The following is a 14951-nucleotide window of genomic DNA, read 5'->3' as shown; positions in this document are numbered from 1 at the left end:
TTTCTCTCTCCTACTGTGTAACCCTCATTCATTACCTAATTTGATGATGATAAAAATCGTTTGCAAGCTCTGTGTCTCGAAAAACTTCTCGAGCTTCCTTTAATAAATCCTCATAATCTGCTAACTGGTAACGTGACGAAATATGAGTCATGATTAATTGTTTTACGTTCCCTTCTTTCGCTAGGGTTGCGGCTTGCTTCGTTGTACTGTGAAAGTATTGAAAAGCTAAATCTTCCTGCTCCGCGTTAAAGGTGGCTTCATAAATGAGCACATCAGACCGTTCAACAAAAGAAGTAAAACTTTCCTGATAACGGGTATCTCCCATAATCGTAATGATTTTCCCAGGTTTATCTGGGCCGAGGAAATCTTTGCGATAGAGTATACCATAGTCTTTCGTATTAATATATTCATTACTTTTAATTTTACCGTATAACGGTCCCGCTGGTATTCCTTTTGCTTGTAATTTGTCTACAAGTAACTCCCCGGGGGAGTCTTTTTCGACAATTCGATAACCGAAGCTCGGGATTCCATGATCCAGTTCTTTTACATAAATTGTATAGTTGTCTTCTTTAATAACCGTCCCATCTTTAATTTCTTTAATCGTTATCGGATAGTTCAAATGGGATTTGCTGATTCGCAGTGCTGTTACGATATAATCACGTAACCCCTGTGGCCCGTAAATGGTGACAGCATCATCTCCTCCTTGGAAGGAGCGGCTACTTAACAGGCCAGGGAGACCGAAAATATGGTCGCCATGTAAATGGGTAATGAATATTTTATTTATTTTCCTCGGTTTAATCGAAGTGTGTAAGATTTGGTGCTGGGTTGCTTCTCCGCAATCAAATAACCAGATTTGATTCTCTTCTTGCAGAAGGTGTAGGGCAATAGCCGACACGTTCCTGCTTTTCGATGGAAGACCTGCGCCAGTACCAAGAAATGTAATTTCCATGCGATTTCCTCCGAAACAAATAGTTTACTTATTAATCCAACTTCCGTATTTTTAGACAGCTAGGTATACCTTTACTTTCAGCGTAAGTGCAACTTTCTACTTTCTCCTGGGGGTCCGCAGTCCAGACACCTCTCGCTTTCCGCAGGCGGCTGGTGAGCCTCCTGCTGGAGTCTCGAGGTGTCTGGACTGCTCCGAGGAAAGGCCTGACTTAGAACACTATTATTTAACAGGTACGATGTTTGCTCATTGGGAGGAGATAATTTCCATTCAAAGTAATCATCCCTACCAGTTCAGTTGCCCGGTGGACGGTGACTCCTGCGGGAATAGCACGAGTCCGGAGACTCCTTAGTGCTCAGCCCGAGTTAGACTAAGTTCGCCACGTCCTGTGCGTCGAGGCTTCGGCTGTGCCCGCGGAAAGCATTCTTCCACCGGGCAACTGAACGGCGATTAGAGCGCTAAATTAAATAAACGAGCAAAATACTTACGCTGAACGAAGGTGATAGATGGTTTATTTAAAATTATTCCGGATGTGATGTGCTTTATCCGGGACGTCGGTAATGATGCCGGAACAAGCGAGTTTTAGGCATTTTTTTATTAAGATCGTCCGATTTACAGTATAAACCCGAAGTTGTAAGTTTGCAGCTTTACATGCCCTAACTAAGGATGGGGTGAGTAAGGTATGTTTAACATGCAGAGAGCTTGCTCCTAATTCCTTGGCATACCCCACAAGATTGGGATGTTTCCTTGAACGGAGCAGGGCAACGTCTAATGTCTGATCAAGTTGCCTCATCCGTTTGACGCTTTCCGGGTTAAAACTTGATATCGTCGTACGCTTCTTAACATTATAGTTCCGTATTGCGTCAAGAACCTTAATTTCAATTTCTTCATAGGCTATCTTATTATTTTTCAGTTCTAAGTTTAAGTGTAACGGCTTATCACATGCCCACTCTAAGAATTGATCAAGTGTCAATATGCGGGTACCTTTGAACTTAGGTGCAAAATAAGCGCCAGCGTCCAAATTTAGTAGTTCTTCTAATCGATGATCTATAATAAAACCTCTTCCATTCGTCGTTCGCCGGACGTCTTCATCATGAATCAGAACGGGGATGCCATCTTTTGTTAATTGTACATCGGTTTCAATTCCTTCCGCCTCCATCTGATAGGCGAGCTCGAAAGCGGGCATTGTATTTTCCGGGGCATAGTTACTTGCTCCGCGGTGAGCGAATATCATCGTCTGCAAGTGATCCATCCTTTCGAAACATTGTAGGTTTAGACCCGATGCTGCTCATAGATATTTCGTTTTGTTTGTTCTTTTAATTTTTCATACATTTCTTCAGATAATCCAGTAGTTAAATCAACCTTGGTATTTTCTATGACTTGCTCTATCGTACTCGCACCAAAGGTAATTGTTGTCACGGCAGGGTGTTGTAAGACATATTTTAAAGCCAATTCGTTCATTGGCATACCTTCAGAGAGTGCGGCAATATTTTCAACCGTTTGCAGCAGCTCGGTCTGGTTATAATCGAGAAAACCTTTTGCAGCTTTCTTCGTAATATTTTCTTTATAATATGTACTCAGCATCCCTTTCGCTAGTGGCCCTCTTGCTATTGCACTAATATTGTTATCATCCAGCTGCTTTAATACACTTTCTTCCGGCCGGCGGTCAAGCAAGCTGTATTGCAGCATGACGCCATCGATGGAAGATTTTCTCACATATGCATCAATTACATTAGGACGGATGGAGGAGATACCGTAAGCCCGGATTAATCCTGCTTTTTTCAGTTCTTCCATTGCTTCAATCGTTTCGTCTATTGGATCCTCCATCGTTCCGCCATGAAGCATGAAGAAGTCAATATAATCGGTCTGGAGTCGTTTTAAGCTTTCCTTTGCAGCCTGCATGATATATTCTTTAGATGGGTCCCAGAACCAATCCTTCGTTTCTTTTGAAAAGTGGTTTCCAGCTTTCGTAGTGAGAATCACATCTTGTCTTCTATCTTTAATAATTTCTCCGATAATTTCTTCATTTAATCCGAAATCATATAAATCAGCTGTATCGAGATGATTAATCCCTTGTGCTAATGCGGTACTGATAATTTCTTTTGCTTTATTTTTGTCTTGTCCAAGAGACATACAACCGAGGGTAAGCTCGGATACATAAATATCTGATTTCCCTAATTGATTCATTTTCATGTCTTGCACCTCACTAGTTTCAAGTTAACTCTATTATAAGGAAGATTCGTGACATACGCCAATCAGTTACTAGTTTTAATAATTAAATATATGATAAAATGGTGAGACATACAAGGAAATAAAGGAGATTATAATGAAAAATATTGAAGAAAAAACAATTCATACAGAAAAAATATATGAAGGAAAGATAATTGATCTGCAAGTCGATGATGTCGTTTTACCAGATGGTGAAAAAGCAAAAAGGGAGATTGTCAAACATCCTGGTGCAGTGGCAATTATACCGATTACAAAGGATAAAAAAATCGTATTTGTGAAACAATATCGTAAACCGCTTGAAAAAACATTAGTAGAGATACCGGCAGGGAAATTGGATGATAATGAACAACCACTTGCAGCAGCGATACGCGAGCTGGAGGAAGAGACGGGTTATACGACGAAAGAACTGAATTTCGTCACATCTTTTTATACATCACCTGGCTTTGCAGATGAACTTATCTATATTTACATTACGGATACATTGGAAAAGTTGGAGACACCAGTTCAAGGAGATGACGATGAGTTTATCGAAATCATTGAATTGACACTGGATGAAGCGAAGCAGTACGTCGAAGAAGAAAAGATTCATGATGCGAAAACAAATTATGCCATTCTCTACTTACACGCTCTTGGGAGGATGTAATGAACTTATCATCGTATTTTGTAGATTTGCATATTCATATCGGCAGGGATTACCATAATCGACCGGTGAAGATTACAGGAGCAAAGACACTTACCTTATCCAATATTCTAAAGGAAGCAGATGAAAAGAAGGGATTGGATATGGTTGGTGTGATCGATTGCCACGCCCCTGCCGTACAAGCTGAAATTCAGGAATTGATCGATACGAAGCAGGCTAAAGAATTGAAAGATGGTGGAATCCAGTTCAAACAAGTGACATTGATTCTAGGCTCAGAGATCGAAATCTATGATGAAAATTGTAAAGGACCGATCCATGTGCTTTGTTTTTTCCCGACTCTAGCAAGTATGAGCGCCTTTGCAGCTTGGCTAAGGGAACGGATGACAAATATAAATCTTAGCTCTCAAAGGTATTATGGTTCTGCAAAGGATTTACAGTATAAAGTAAAAGAGTTATCCGGCTTGTTTATTCCGGCCCATATTTTCACCCCATTTAAGAGTTTATACGGAAAAGGGGTGCAGCAGTCACTCCGGGAAGTATTAGATGACTCATTAATTGATGCAGTCGAGCTAGGTCTTAGTTCGGACACGTATATGGTTGACGGGATTGATGAGCTTAATCCTTACACATTTTTAACGAATTCTGATGCCCATTCATTAGGGAAGATGGCGAGGGAATATCAGGAAGCACTTATGAAAACACCGAGTTTTAAGGAGCTTTACTATGCAATCCATCACGTCAAAGGAAGAAAAATAGTTCGTAATTATGGAATGAATCCACTTCTTGGAAAATATTATCATACGGTTTGTAAAAAATGTTTAAACCCTGCGCCTAAAAATGAACCGTGCAGTAACTGCGGCTCCCTACAGCGGATAAATGGTGTGAAGGAACGGATTGATATGTTAAAAACGAATGAATATTCTCGTGAACGTCCAGCCTATGTACACCAAGTTCCGCTTGACTTCATCCCTTCTTTAGGTGCGAAAACGTACGCAAAACTATTAAAAGCATTCGGTACAGAAATGAATATCATTCACCGGGTGAGTAAAGAAGAATTGGAAGAAGTCGTCCCTGCTAAACTGGCCGAGATGATATTAACAAACCGGAATGGAGAATTGCAAATAGCAGCAGGTGGTGGCGGTAAATATGGTAAAGTTGTTGCCAGTGAAACAGATTCCAGCAATTAAACTCTCTTCTTTTTCAAGGGTGAATCTAGTAATAAGTTCTATTTAATTATAGACCTTCATAGCATAATTATAGAAATATGCGAAGGAGGGTCCACATGCAAGAATTTAAATTACGGTTCGCCAACCATATACGAACTTACGCTATCATCTATTTATTCATGTGCATTTTGCTGTTAACGGGAATCATCTTCGGTGCGCTCCTCGTTAACAGCATGAATTTTATCCAGAAACAGGACTTGTTTTTTTATTTGGAACGTTTTTTCAATCATACGTTAGACGAAAAAGATGTGGACCGCTTTATAGTATGGAAAGATAGCTTTTATTTTCACTTGAAATATCTTTTGTTATTATTCGTACTGGGTCTTTCTGTGATTGGCTTGCCGGTTATTTGGATTTTATTGTTCATTAAAGGCTTAGTCATTGGATTCTCTGTTGGTTTCATCGTTAATCAGCTAGGTTCAGAAGGTCTTTTGTTTTCAACTTTAACGATAGCCCCACATAATTTAATTGCCATTCCAATCTATATATTTGCCGGCACAATGGCGATGATCTTTGCGCTGTTCAGTTTACGGAAAATATTTTCGAGAAGAAATGTTGATTCGCTTTGGCAACCATTTGTCAATTACATCGTCATATTCTCAATCCTGATTATCGTATCAATCGGCGCATCCTTCGTTGAAGTTTATATTTCCGGTGGTTTGATGGAGACGCTAATCAAATCATTTTACTTATAATCGAACCTTCTTTATAATTATTATTAATATAAAGTGATAGACTATACTTTGACACGCTTACGAATGGTGCCTATAATAAAGTTGGGATTATGAGGGAGGCGAACAGGGAATGGAACATCGGATTGAACAAATTAAAAAACAACTCCATGCACAGAATTATAAATTGACACCGCAACGAGAAGCAACCGTTCGGGTATTAATAGAAAGAGAAGAAGATCATCTAAGTGCGGAGGATGTTTATTTATTAGTTAAAGAAAAATCGCCTGAAATTGGTTTAGCGACTGTCTACCGAACATTGGAGTTATTATCTGAACTGAAGATTGTCGATAAAATAAATTTTGGAGATGGTGTCTCTCGCTATGATCTTCGTAAAGAAGGCGCTAAACATTTTCATCACCATCTAGTTTGTATTGAATGCGGCTCTGTTGAAGAAATTGTTAATGATCTATTAGAAGATGTTGAAAAAATTGTTGAAAATGATTTCGGTTTCCAGGTGATGGATCATCGTTTGACGTTTCATGGAATTTGCAAACAATGCCAGGAATCAGTAGTGAAAGTACAATAACAATGCAAAGAACGGCTTTGTCCAAAAACGGGATGAAGCTTTTTTTGTGTATAAGAAACTCAAGTAAATGCTGCGGTCTAACTCCATATATTCGGTCAGACTGTCATTTACAATTGAGCTGAAAAAGAGTAAATTAGACATTATAGGGGATGAGAACGATGTTACATAATGAACTGGAAGATTTTTTGCATTTTTTACAAATTGAAAGGGGTCTAGCGGAAAATACGCTGACCTCCTACAAGCGAGATTTAAAAAATTATATAAAACATTTGGAGAAAGAAGCAGCTAAAACGAACTGGAAAGAAGTTTCACGTAACGATATTATACAGTTTCTCTATCATCTAAAGGATAACGAGAAATCAACTGCAACCATTTCCCGGCATATTTCTTCTATCCGCTCACTCCATCAATTTTTAGTCAGGGAGCAAATCGTCGCACAGGATGCTAGCCTCCATATTGAAAAGCCGAAGAACGACCGCACGTTACCAGACGTCTTAGCGCAAGAGGAAATTGATAAGCTTCTTGAAATAAATGATGACACCCCGCTAGAATTACGAACGAAAGCGATGCTCGAATTATTGTATGCAACAGGTTTACGGGTGACGGAAATGATTGAACTGAAAACAAATGATCTGCATCTTATGATGGGATTTGTGCAATGCTTCGGCAAAGGATCCAAAGAACGTATCGTTCCATTGGGAAATACAGCAATCCATGCGATTGAAGACTATTTAGAAAACGCTAGACCGAAGCTTGTTAAAGGACAAAGTACGCAAACACTTTTCGTCAACCAGCATGGAAGACCGTTATCACGACAAGGATTTTGGAAAATCCTCAAGAAAAAAGCACTAGAAGCTGGTATTAAGAAAAATATTACACCACATACTTTACGCCACTCCTTTGCCACCCATTTGCTCGAAAATGGCGCTGATTTACGGATCGTCCAAGAAATGCTTGGTCACGAGGACATCTCCACCACGCAAATCTATACACATGTTACGAAGAAAAGACTGAAAGATATGTACAAAGCATATCATCCAAGAGCTTAACTGAACGCATTAAGCCCTTATTCCATTCAAATGAATAAGGGTTTTTTACTGTATAAAACCCTCCAAATTGGGCATCCTAGTTCCATACTATATTTTGGAGGTAAATCTATGAATAAAAGCAGTATTCTTCTAACAGTTATCTCGTTTTTACTATTTACTAGTTTCACCCCACTACTTGCAGTTCATGCAGCTTCAAAGGAGGAAAATCAGCCGGAACTCGCGGAGGATGCCAAGTCAGCAATCTTGATTGAACAGGACACTGGCACCATTTTATTTAATAAGAATCCTCATGAAAAATTACCACCCGCAAGTATGACGAAAATCATGACTCTTTTATTAATCATGGAAGCGATCGATGAAGGGTCCTTATCACTCGATGAGAAGGTGCGTGTGAGTGAAAATGCTGCGTCTATGGGTGGATCGCAAATTTTCCTTGAGGCAGGGGAGGAAATGTCGGTTACAGATCTTTTGAAAGGTATTGCAATAGCATCAGCAAACGATGCGAGTGTAGCACTTGCTGAACGGATTGCGGGAAGTGAGCAAGCTTTTGTGAAAGCGATGAATGAAAAAGCGAAATCCCTAGGTCTAGAAAATACCAACTTCCAAAACACTTCCGGACTACCAGCAGATGATCATTACAGCACAGCTTATGATATGGCAATGATGGCACGCGAACTGCTAAAATACGAAAAAATCACAGAATTTACTTCGATTTATGAGGACTACTTACGGAAAGATACTGATAAGGAATTCTGGCTTGTCAATACAAACAAACTCGTCCGTTTTTACCCTGAAGTGGATGGATTAAAAACAGGGTACACGAGTGAAGCGAAATATTGTTTGACTGCAACTGCCAAAAAGGATGACATGCGAGTTGTTGCTGTCGTTTTAGGATACGAGAGCTCGAAAGCGAGAAATGCTGCTGTTTCCTCAATGCTTGATTATGCATTTAATCAATTTGAAACGGAAAGGCTTTATGAAGAAGGCGAGGTCATTACCGAAATTACTACGCTAAAAGGTGACAGAAAAAAAACAAATATCATCACTGCATCCCCGATAAGCACGATTCATACGAAGGGTCAAAAGCTTGAAGATTTAACAACAGAATATGAATTGATGGACGATATCAGTCTTCCAATTGAACAAGGGGACAGAATTGGAACACTTTTGATTAAAAATGGTGAAGAAATTATAATTGAATCTCCGCTGACCGTAGAACACCCAATTCATAAGGCATCTTTTTTCACCTTAATGAAACGGTCTTTACAGGAAGTGGCTGTTTTTGAATAAGGGTCGAATAAACGGTTATTCTGACTAGTTTTGTCGTCATGCAGGAATTAGACGAAGGAATAAAGAAACATAGATTAAGGAATTAAAGAGGAGGAGATTAATTTGGGATTACAATCCTTATTTTCCGTGAAGGAGGATGTACTAATTGTCAGACTGACGGGAGAACTGGACCATCATACAGCTGAAACGCTTCGAAAAGAGTGGAAAGACATGCTTTATAGTCGTCCTGTAAAACATGTTATTTTAAACTTGGGTGGAATCTCATTCATGGATAGTTCTGGTTTAGGCGTTATTTTAGGCAGATATAAAGAAGTATTACAGCTTGGTGGTGAAATGGTCGTTTGTTCTGTTACACCAGCGATTAATCGCTTGTTTGAAATGGCTGGGTTATTTAAAATTATCCGTCTTGCTGAAAATGAGGAAAATGCTTTGGAAACCTTGGGGGTGGCATCATGAAAAATAGTATGCAATTGGAATTTTTGAGTGTTAGTGAGAATGAAGCCTTTGCGAGAGTAGCTGTTGCAGCATTCATCGCTCCATTAGATCCTACGGTTGAGGAAATGACAGAAATGAAGACCGTTGTTTCTGAAGCGGTAACCAATGCGATTATTCATGGTTACCAGAATGAACCTCATCATTTCATTAAAATCTTTTGTTCAATAGAGGATAATGAAGTTAAACTTAGAATTGAAGACAAAGGATTAGGTATTGACGATATTGAAGAAGCCCGTGAACCGCTCTATACATCCAAACCAGAACTAGAGCGCTCAGGTATGGGTTTTACGATTATGGAAAACTTTATGGATAAAGTAGAGATTGTTTCCCGTCCCGGTGAAGGTACGACGGTAGAGATGTCAAAGCAATTAATAAATAATAAAACGGTTTATAATTAGGATGAAAGCCAATGGATCTTAATACAAAACCAAAGTCAAATAAGCATAAGCTTACGAATGAGGAAGTTAAAGAACTACTTTTCCAAAGCCAAAATGGCAATAAAGAAGCAAGGGATTTCTTGGTGGAGCAGAATGTTCGGCTCGTTTGGTCCGTCGTGCAACGCTTTATCAATCGGGGGTATGATCCGGACGATTTATTCCAAATCGGCAGTATCGGTTTAATCAAATCCATCGATAAATTCGATTTAACCTATGACGTACGTTTTTCCACTTACGCCGTCCCGATGATTATCGGTGAAATTCAGCGGTTCATTCGAGATGACGGGAGCGTAAAGGTGAGTCGGACGTTAAAGGAAACAGGGAATAAAATACGGAGAGCGAAGGATGCCTTGACGAAGGAACTGGGCAGATCCCCTTCTGTAAGTGAACTTGCGCAGGAGTTGGATCTTTCCGTAGAAGAAATCATTCATGCTGAAGAAGCTGCAAGAACACCGCAATCAATACATGAAACGGTTTTTGAAAATGATGGTGATCCGATTACATTGCTAGATCAGATTTCAACGGAGGATACGAAGTGGTTTGAGAAAATTTCCTTGGAAGAAGCGATTCAGCATTTAGATGAAAGAGAGCGATTAATTGTTTATTTGCGGTATTATAAAGACCAGACCCAGACGGAAGTAGCAGAACGTCTAGGAATCTCCCAAGTCCAAGTATCACGAATTGAAAAAAAGCTCTTACAAGAGATAAAAGAATACTTAGGAATCTAAACATACCCCCAGCATGGATATCGGGATCCTTGCTGGGGGTATTTCTGTTCGCCCCTGCGGAAAGTGTTGTATATTTCTGTAACGATAGAATATATTTCTGAAATTGTTTTTTGGAGGATAAAATTCAATCGAAATACTCATACTAAGCAAAATGCTCGGTAAAGGTTGATGATGTTATGGTTCATACGGTCTATTTGCGAATGAAGCGTAATGTGGATGTAAATGAAAATAAGCAGCTGCATCTCAGAGATATTGCCCATATAGCAGCACCTTTTGCGATTAAAGAGAACCTTGAAAATAAACCAATTTACCGCATCAGTGATAAAGACCTCAACATCCTTGTCATTGACGTATTTCTCATTATTAAAGAACTTATAAAAGAATTCCCTGAACTGGATATCCAATCAGTTGGACCGGATCAAACGGTCATCCGGATAGAAAAGAAAAAGAAAAAAGCAAATTTGTTTATTGCAGTATTAATCTGGTTGCTTTTATTTATTGGTACAGCAATGACTATCATGAACTTTCATTATGATGTCAGCATGCAGGAAGTTCAACAGAAGCTCCACTATATATTAACCGGTGAAGAAAATGAATTTCCATTATGGATTCAAATCCCTTATTCCCTTGGTCTCGGTCTCGGGACTTTATTGTTTTTCAACCATTGGTTCAATAAACGGTTTAACGAAGAGCCTAGTCCTCTTGAGATCGAAATCTCAAATTATCAAACTGAACTCAATCAGTATTTAGTGATGCATGAGAATGAGCTCGATGAAAGAAATTAGTCTGAATCTCGCGCAAGCGTTCATCGGTTTTGGTGGTGGCATTACGGTTGGTGCTGGTTTTGTTGCCTTTATTACAGTATTAAGGATCATTCCGCGCCTCATTCAGCTAAGTAAAAGCGAAGCATTTATTAAAATATATACAGCAAGTATTATATTAGGTTTATTATTTGGAACTTTTCTCACCTTCTTTAACGGCAGTTGGCAGGAGCCGGTTATACTGCTCGTATTATGGGGGTTATTGCATGGGATTTTTAATGGGATGCTCGCAGCTGCACTTACAGAAATACTGAATGTGTTTCCTATTTTGCTGAAGCGAGTAAAATTGGATAGTTTTTTACTTTGGTTATTAATGGCGATTATGTTCGGTAAAATTATTGGCTCACTTTTTCAATGGCTATATTTCGTAACGGTTTAGATTCGTACTAAACGAGAATTCGGAGTGAACGGGATGGAAGTAAAAACGAAAGTATATCAAGATATTAAGAAAAATGAAAAGTATATGAAGGAAAGGTTAGGCCTGGATATTTCCTATGATGTTGACTACCGGCAAGTTATTATACTTGGTCGCCGTGTTCAACTGTATTTTGTTAACGGGCTTTGTGATACGACCATCGTTCAAGAGTTATTAATAGAAATGCTTAACTTGAATGAAAATGAGAAAGAAAAGGAGAAGTTTCCCGAAATTTTTACAAACCGCTTAGTACATCAACAGGTAGCTAAGTTGAAAACATTGGATGAAGCAGTAGATGAAATGCTTTCCGGTTTGGTTGTCATATTTGTAGATGGATATAACCAAGTATTTTCAATTGATGTAAGACATTACCCTGGGCGAACACCTGAAGAGCCGGACACAGAAAAAGTCATTCGGGGTTCCAGAGATGGATATACAGAGAATGTGGTAGAAAATACTGCTTTAACGAGAAGAAGATTGCGGGACGCTCGTTTGCGTAATGAAATGATGAAAGTGGGAGAACGGTCTAAAACGGACGTCTGTATCACTTACATTAAAGATATAGCCAGCGATGGTCTTGTAGACTTAGTCAAGGAAAGAATTGAAGGTATTGAAGTCGACGGTTTATCCATGGCCGACAAGTCACTAGAGGAGTTTATTATTAAAAGAAAGTGGAATACTTTTCCATTAGTACGTTATACCGAACGTCCGGATGTAGCAGCGAATCACTTGTTAGAGGGACATGTAATAGTGACGGTTGATTCTTCACCAAGTGTGATTATTCTTCCTACAACTTATTTTCACCATTTGCAGCATGCGGAGGAATACAGACAATCACCGGTATTTGGTACTTTCGTAAGATGGATAAGATTCTTAGCCGTATTCTTATCAATATTTCTGCTTCCCGTATGGATATTGTTTGTCCAGGATCCGAGTTTATTACCGAAAAATCTGGCTTTTATCGGTCCAAACGAAGAAGGAAGTGTGCCAATCGTTCTTCAAATCATTTTAGCCGATTTGGGGATTGAATTCTTGCGGATGGCAGCTGTTCATACCCCAACGCCTCTTTCCACTGCGATGAGTTTGATTGCGGCGGTATTGATTGGTGAAATCGCGATTGATGTTGGTATGTTCAGTGCGGAAGTCATCCTTTATGTATCTATTTCAGCAATCGGTTCCTATGTGACGCCTAGTTATGAGTTAGGGACAGCGAATAAGATTCTTAAATATTTTCTAGTGATTGTAACGGCGCTATTTGGTATTAATGGACTAATGATTGGTTTTACGTTAACGATTTTATTTTTGGTAGAGCAAAAATCATTGAAAACGCCGTACTTCTGGCCGTTCATTCCTTATAATCCAAGTGCATTGCTCCATATCATCTTTCGTATTCCTGTTCCATACACGAACAGGAGACCAGGCATTGTTCATCCAAAGAATGTTTACCGGCAACCCCTAGAAAAAGGGAAAGGGAAAGGGAAAAACAAATAATTCGTTCCCTTTCATTCAGCGTAAGTATTTTGTGCATTCATTTTATTGGCGTTCTAATTACCGTTCAGTTGCCCGGCGGACGGATGCTTTCCACGGGCACGGCCTCAGCCTCCTCGGAAGAAAAGCGCTTCCGGCTCAGGTCTGGACTCGTGCTATTCCCGTAGGAGTCACCGTCCGCCGGGCAACTGAACTGGTCTAAAGGATTATTTTAAAAAGAAATTATTCCGTTATAATAAGGATTGTACTTCTGGAATATTAAACAGTAATCCAAATCACGCCTTTCCTCTGAGCAGTCCAGACACCTCGAGACTCCTGCAGGAGGATAGGCATAGGTGAGACCCCGCAGGGCGGCAGCCCGAGGAGGCTCACCAGCCGCTCAGCAGGTGCGAGAGGTGTCTGGACTGCGGACTTCCAGATGAAAGTTGCACTTACGCTGAATGAAAGTGATGCGTTGAGTGCATAATTATAATTTTTTTAAGGCATTGTGCTTTTGTTTTCCTCTTTAATATGGTAAAGTAATGTATCATTTTACAATATAGCGTACGGGGGAGATGAAGATGATAATTGACCACCATCCATTTGAGGTTAATGCTGCAGGGCACTTAATGATCGGGGGCGTTGATAGTCTGACGCTTGCTGAAAAATATGGAACCCCATTATATGTATATGATGTGGGGATTATCCGTAAAAATGCGCGAAGCTTCGTCCAAACGTTCAAAGATTTAGATGTCCAAGCTAAAGTGGCATATGCAAGTAAAGCATTTTCCAGTATTGCGATGGTACAAGTTGCGAAACAGGAAGGCTTGTGTCTTGATGTCGTTTCAGAAGGGGAGCTATATACCGCCCTTCAAGCTGGATTTCCAACAGAGCGGATCCACTTACACGGCAATAATAAAAGCAGAGAAGAATTAAAAATGGCAGTTGACGAAAACATTGGCTGTATCGTCATTGATAATCTGTATGAAATTCAATTGCTTGAAGAAATTCTTCGGGAAGAGAATAAAACAATCGATGTTCTTATTCGCGTAACGCCTGGTATCGAGTCGAATACTCACCAATATATTATGACGGGGAATGAAGACTCTAAGTTTGGCTTTAATCTTATTAACGGGCAAGCGGATGAAGCTTTTCAACTCTTACATAATCATGGACATATTCAATTGAAGGGACTACACTGCCATATCGGTTCACAAATTTTTGAAACAGAAGGTTTTATGGTTGCTGTTAATCTATTATTCGATCAACTAGAAAAGTGGTTGGATCAAGTAGATTTTGTTCCGGAAGTATTAAATCTTGGTGGAGGATACGGGATTCGTTATACAGAAGAAGATGAGCCTTTGGCATATCATATCTACGCGGAAAAAATCGTTGCAGCTGTGAGAGAAAACAGTGAGCGTTTAAACATATCCCTGCCGGAGATCTGGATTGAACCAGGTCGCTCGATTGTTGGAAATGCTGGTGTATCTTTATATACGATTGGTTCATCCAAAGAAATTCCCAATATAAGAAATTATGTATCAGTTGACGGTGGGATGGCTGACAATATCCGCCCAGCCCTCTATGAGGCGCAGTATGAAGCAGTTCTCGCTAATAAAGCGACGGAAGAACCGACAACAACTGTATCGATTGCAGGGAAAGCATGTGAATCAGGAGATATGCTTATCTGGGATTTGCCGCTTCCGGAAGTCCAGCCCGGAGATGTACTTGCAGTCCTTGCAACCGGAGCTTACGGTTTTTCTATGGCAAGTAATTATAACCGTTTAGCAAAGCCTGCGGTAGTCTTTGTTGAAGATGGTATGGATAGACTCGTTGTAAGAAGAGAGAGCGTAGAAGACATTGTAAAAAATGATTTATCCTATGAATGATATGACATTTCTTTTCAATAATAATCGAAAATGGTAAAATAGATTGGAATATGAATTAA

General features: G+C 39.6%; 16 protein-coding genes. 13 read left to right on the top strand and 3 right to left on the bottom strand.

Annotated features, from left to right (window positions below):
• Positions 1 to 31: 31 nt before the first annotated feature.
• From rnz to IEX94_RS08295, 3 genes are all read right to left on the bottom strand, one after another.
• Positions 32 to 949 carry a ribonuclease Z gene (gene rnz, locus IEX94_RS08305; protein WP_188856800.1) on the bottom strand — a complete coding sequence of 306 codons (918 nt, stop codon included), beginning with the start codon at positions 947 to 949 and terminating at the stop codon, positions 32 to 34.
• 508 nt (positions 950 to 1457) lie between these two features.
• Positions 1458 to 2180, bottom strand: a complete 723-nt coding sequence (locus IEX94_RS08300; RefSeq protein ID WP_308425592.1) for a glycerophosphodiester phosphodiesterase — start codon at positions 2178 to 2180, stop codon at positions 1458 to 1460.
• A gap of 38 nt (positions 2181 to 2218) precedes the next feature.
• Complete coding sequence (locus IEX94_RS08295; protein ID WP_188856798.1) at positions 2219 to 3139, bottom strand: aldo/keto reductase; 921 nt, start codon at positions 3137 to 3139, stop codon at positions 2219 to 2221.
• Positions 3140 to 3272: 133 nt separating this feature from the next.
• Between IEX94_RS08295 and IEX94_RS08290 the strand changes: the two genes are divergently transcribed.
• The 13 genes from IEX94_RS08290 to lysA all read left to right on the top strand — a co-directional run bounded on the left by IEX94_RS08290 (position 3273) and on the right by lysA (position 14892).
• Positions 3273 to 3818, top strand: a complete 546-nt coding sequence (locus IEX94_RS08290) for an NUDIX hydrolase (protein ID WP_188856797.1) — start codon at positions 3273 to 3275, stop codon at positions 3816 to 3818.
• Positions 3818 to 5002 (top strand): endonuclease Q family protein, encoded by a 1185-nt coding sequence (locus IEX94_RS08285; RefSeq protein WP_188856796.1) that lies wholly within the window; start codon positions 3818 to 3820, stop codon positions 5000 to 5002. Before IEX94_RS08290 ends, IEX94_RS08285 begins: the two co-directional genes overlap by 1 nt.
• A gap of 95 nt (positions 5003 to 5097) precedes the next feature.
• Complete coding sequence (spoIIM, locus tag IEX94_RS08280) at positions 5098 to 5736, top strand: stage II sporulation protein M (protein ID WP_188856795.1); 639 nt, start codon at positions 5098 to 5100, stop codon at positions 5734 to 5736.
• Positions 5737 to 5845: 109 nt separating this feature from the next.
• Entirely contained in the window at positions 5846 to 6301 is a 456-nt protein-coding gene (gene fur, locus IEX94_RS08275; protein WP_156855937.1) for a ferric iron uptake transcriptional regulator, read from the top strand.
• 158 nt (positions 6302 to 6459) lie between these two features.
• A complete protein-coding gene (xerD, locus tag IEX94_RS08270; protein ID WP_188856794.1) occupies positions 6460 to 7350 on the top strand; it encodes a site-specific tyrosine recombinase XerD in 891 nt (296 codons plus the stop codon).
• 108 nt (positions 7351 to 7458) lie between these two features.
• Positions 7459 to 8640 carry a D-alanyl-D-alanine carboxypeptidase family protein gene (locus IEX94_RS08265; RefSeq protein WP_188856793.1) on the top strand — a complete coding sequence of 394 codons (1182 nt, stop codon included), beginning with the start codon at positions 7459 to 7461 and terminating at the stop codon, positions 8638 to 8640.
• A gap of 102 nt (positions 8641 to 8742) precedes the next feature.
• Positions 8743 to 9096, top strand: coding sequence for an anti-sigma F factor antagonist (gene spoIIAA / locus IEX94_RS08260; RefSeq protein ID WP_229782628.1), 354 nt, complete (start codon positions 8743 to 8745; stop codon positions 9094 to 9096).
• On the top strand, positions 9093 to 9533 hold the full coding sequence (spoIIAB, locus tag IEX94_RS08255; RefSeq protein WP_156855933.1) for an anti-sigma F factor: 441 nt from the start codon (positions 9093 to 9095) through the stop codon (positions 9531 to 9533). The genes spoIIAA and spoIIAB overlap by 4 nt, the downstream gene beginning before the upstream one ends.
• An 11-nt stretch (positions 9534 to 9544) precedes the next feature.
• Positions 9545 to 10300: an RNA polymerase sporulation sigma factor SigF gene (gene sigF, locus IEX94_RS08250; protein WP_156855932.1), complete on the top strand. Its 756-nt coding sequence runs from the start codon at positions 9545 to 9547 to the stop codon at positions 10298 to 10300.
• A 176-nt stretch (positions 10301 to 10476) separates the two neighbouring features.
• A complete protein-coding gene (locus IEX94_RS08245) occupies positions 10477 to 11085 on the top strand; it encodes a stage V sporulation protein AA (protein WP_188856792.1) in 609 nt (202 codons plus the stop codon).
• Positions 11072 to 11500: a stage V sporulation protein AB gene (locus IEX94_RS08240; protein WP_188856791.1), complete on the top strand. Its 429-nt coding sequence runs from the start codon at positions 11072 to 11074 to the stop codon at positions 11498 to 11500. Before IEX94_RS08245 ends, IEX94_RS08240 begins: the two co-directional genes overlap by 14 nt.
• Before the next feature lie 33 nt (positions 11501 to 11533).
• A complete protein-coding gene (locus tag IEX94_RS08235) occupies positions 11534 to 13027 on the top strand; it encodes a spore germination protein (RefSeq protein WP_188856790.1) in 1494 nt (497 codons plus the stop codon).
• Positions 13028 to 13584: 557 nt separating this feature from the next.
• A complete protein-coding gene (lysA, locus tag IEX94_RS08230) occupies positions 13585 to 14892 on the top strand; it encodes a diaminopimelate decarboxylase (protein ID WP_156855980.1) in 1308 nt (435 codons plus the stop codon).
• The last annotated feature ends 59 nt before the right edge of the window (positions 14893 to 14951 follow it).

Origin of the sequence: Oceanobacillus indicireducens, assembly GCF_014647195.1 — a bacterium.
Taxonomy (GTDB): domain Bacteria; phylum Bacillota; class Bacilli; order Bacillales; family Amphibacillaceae; genus Oceanobacillus; species Oceanobacillus indicireducens.
This window is presented reverse-complemented; position numbering and strand designations above follow the sequence as displayed.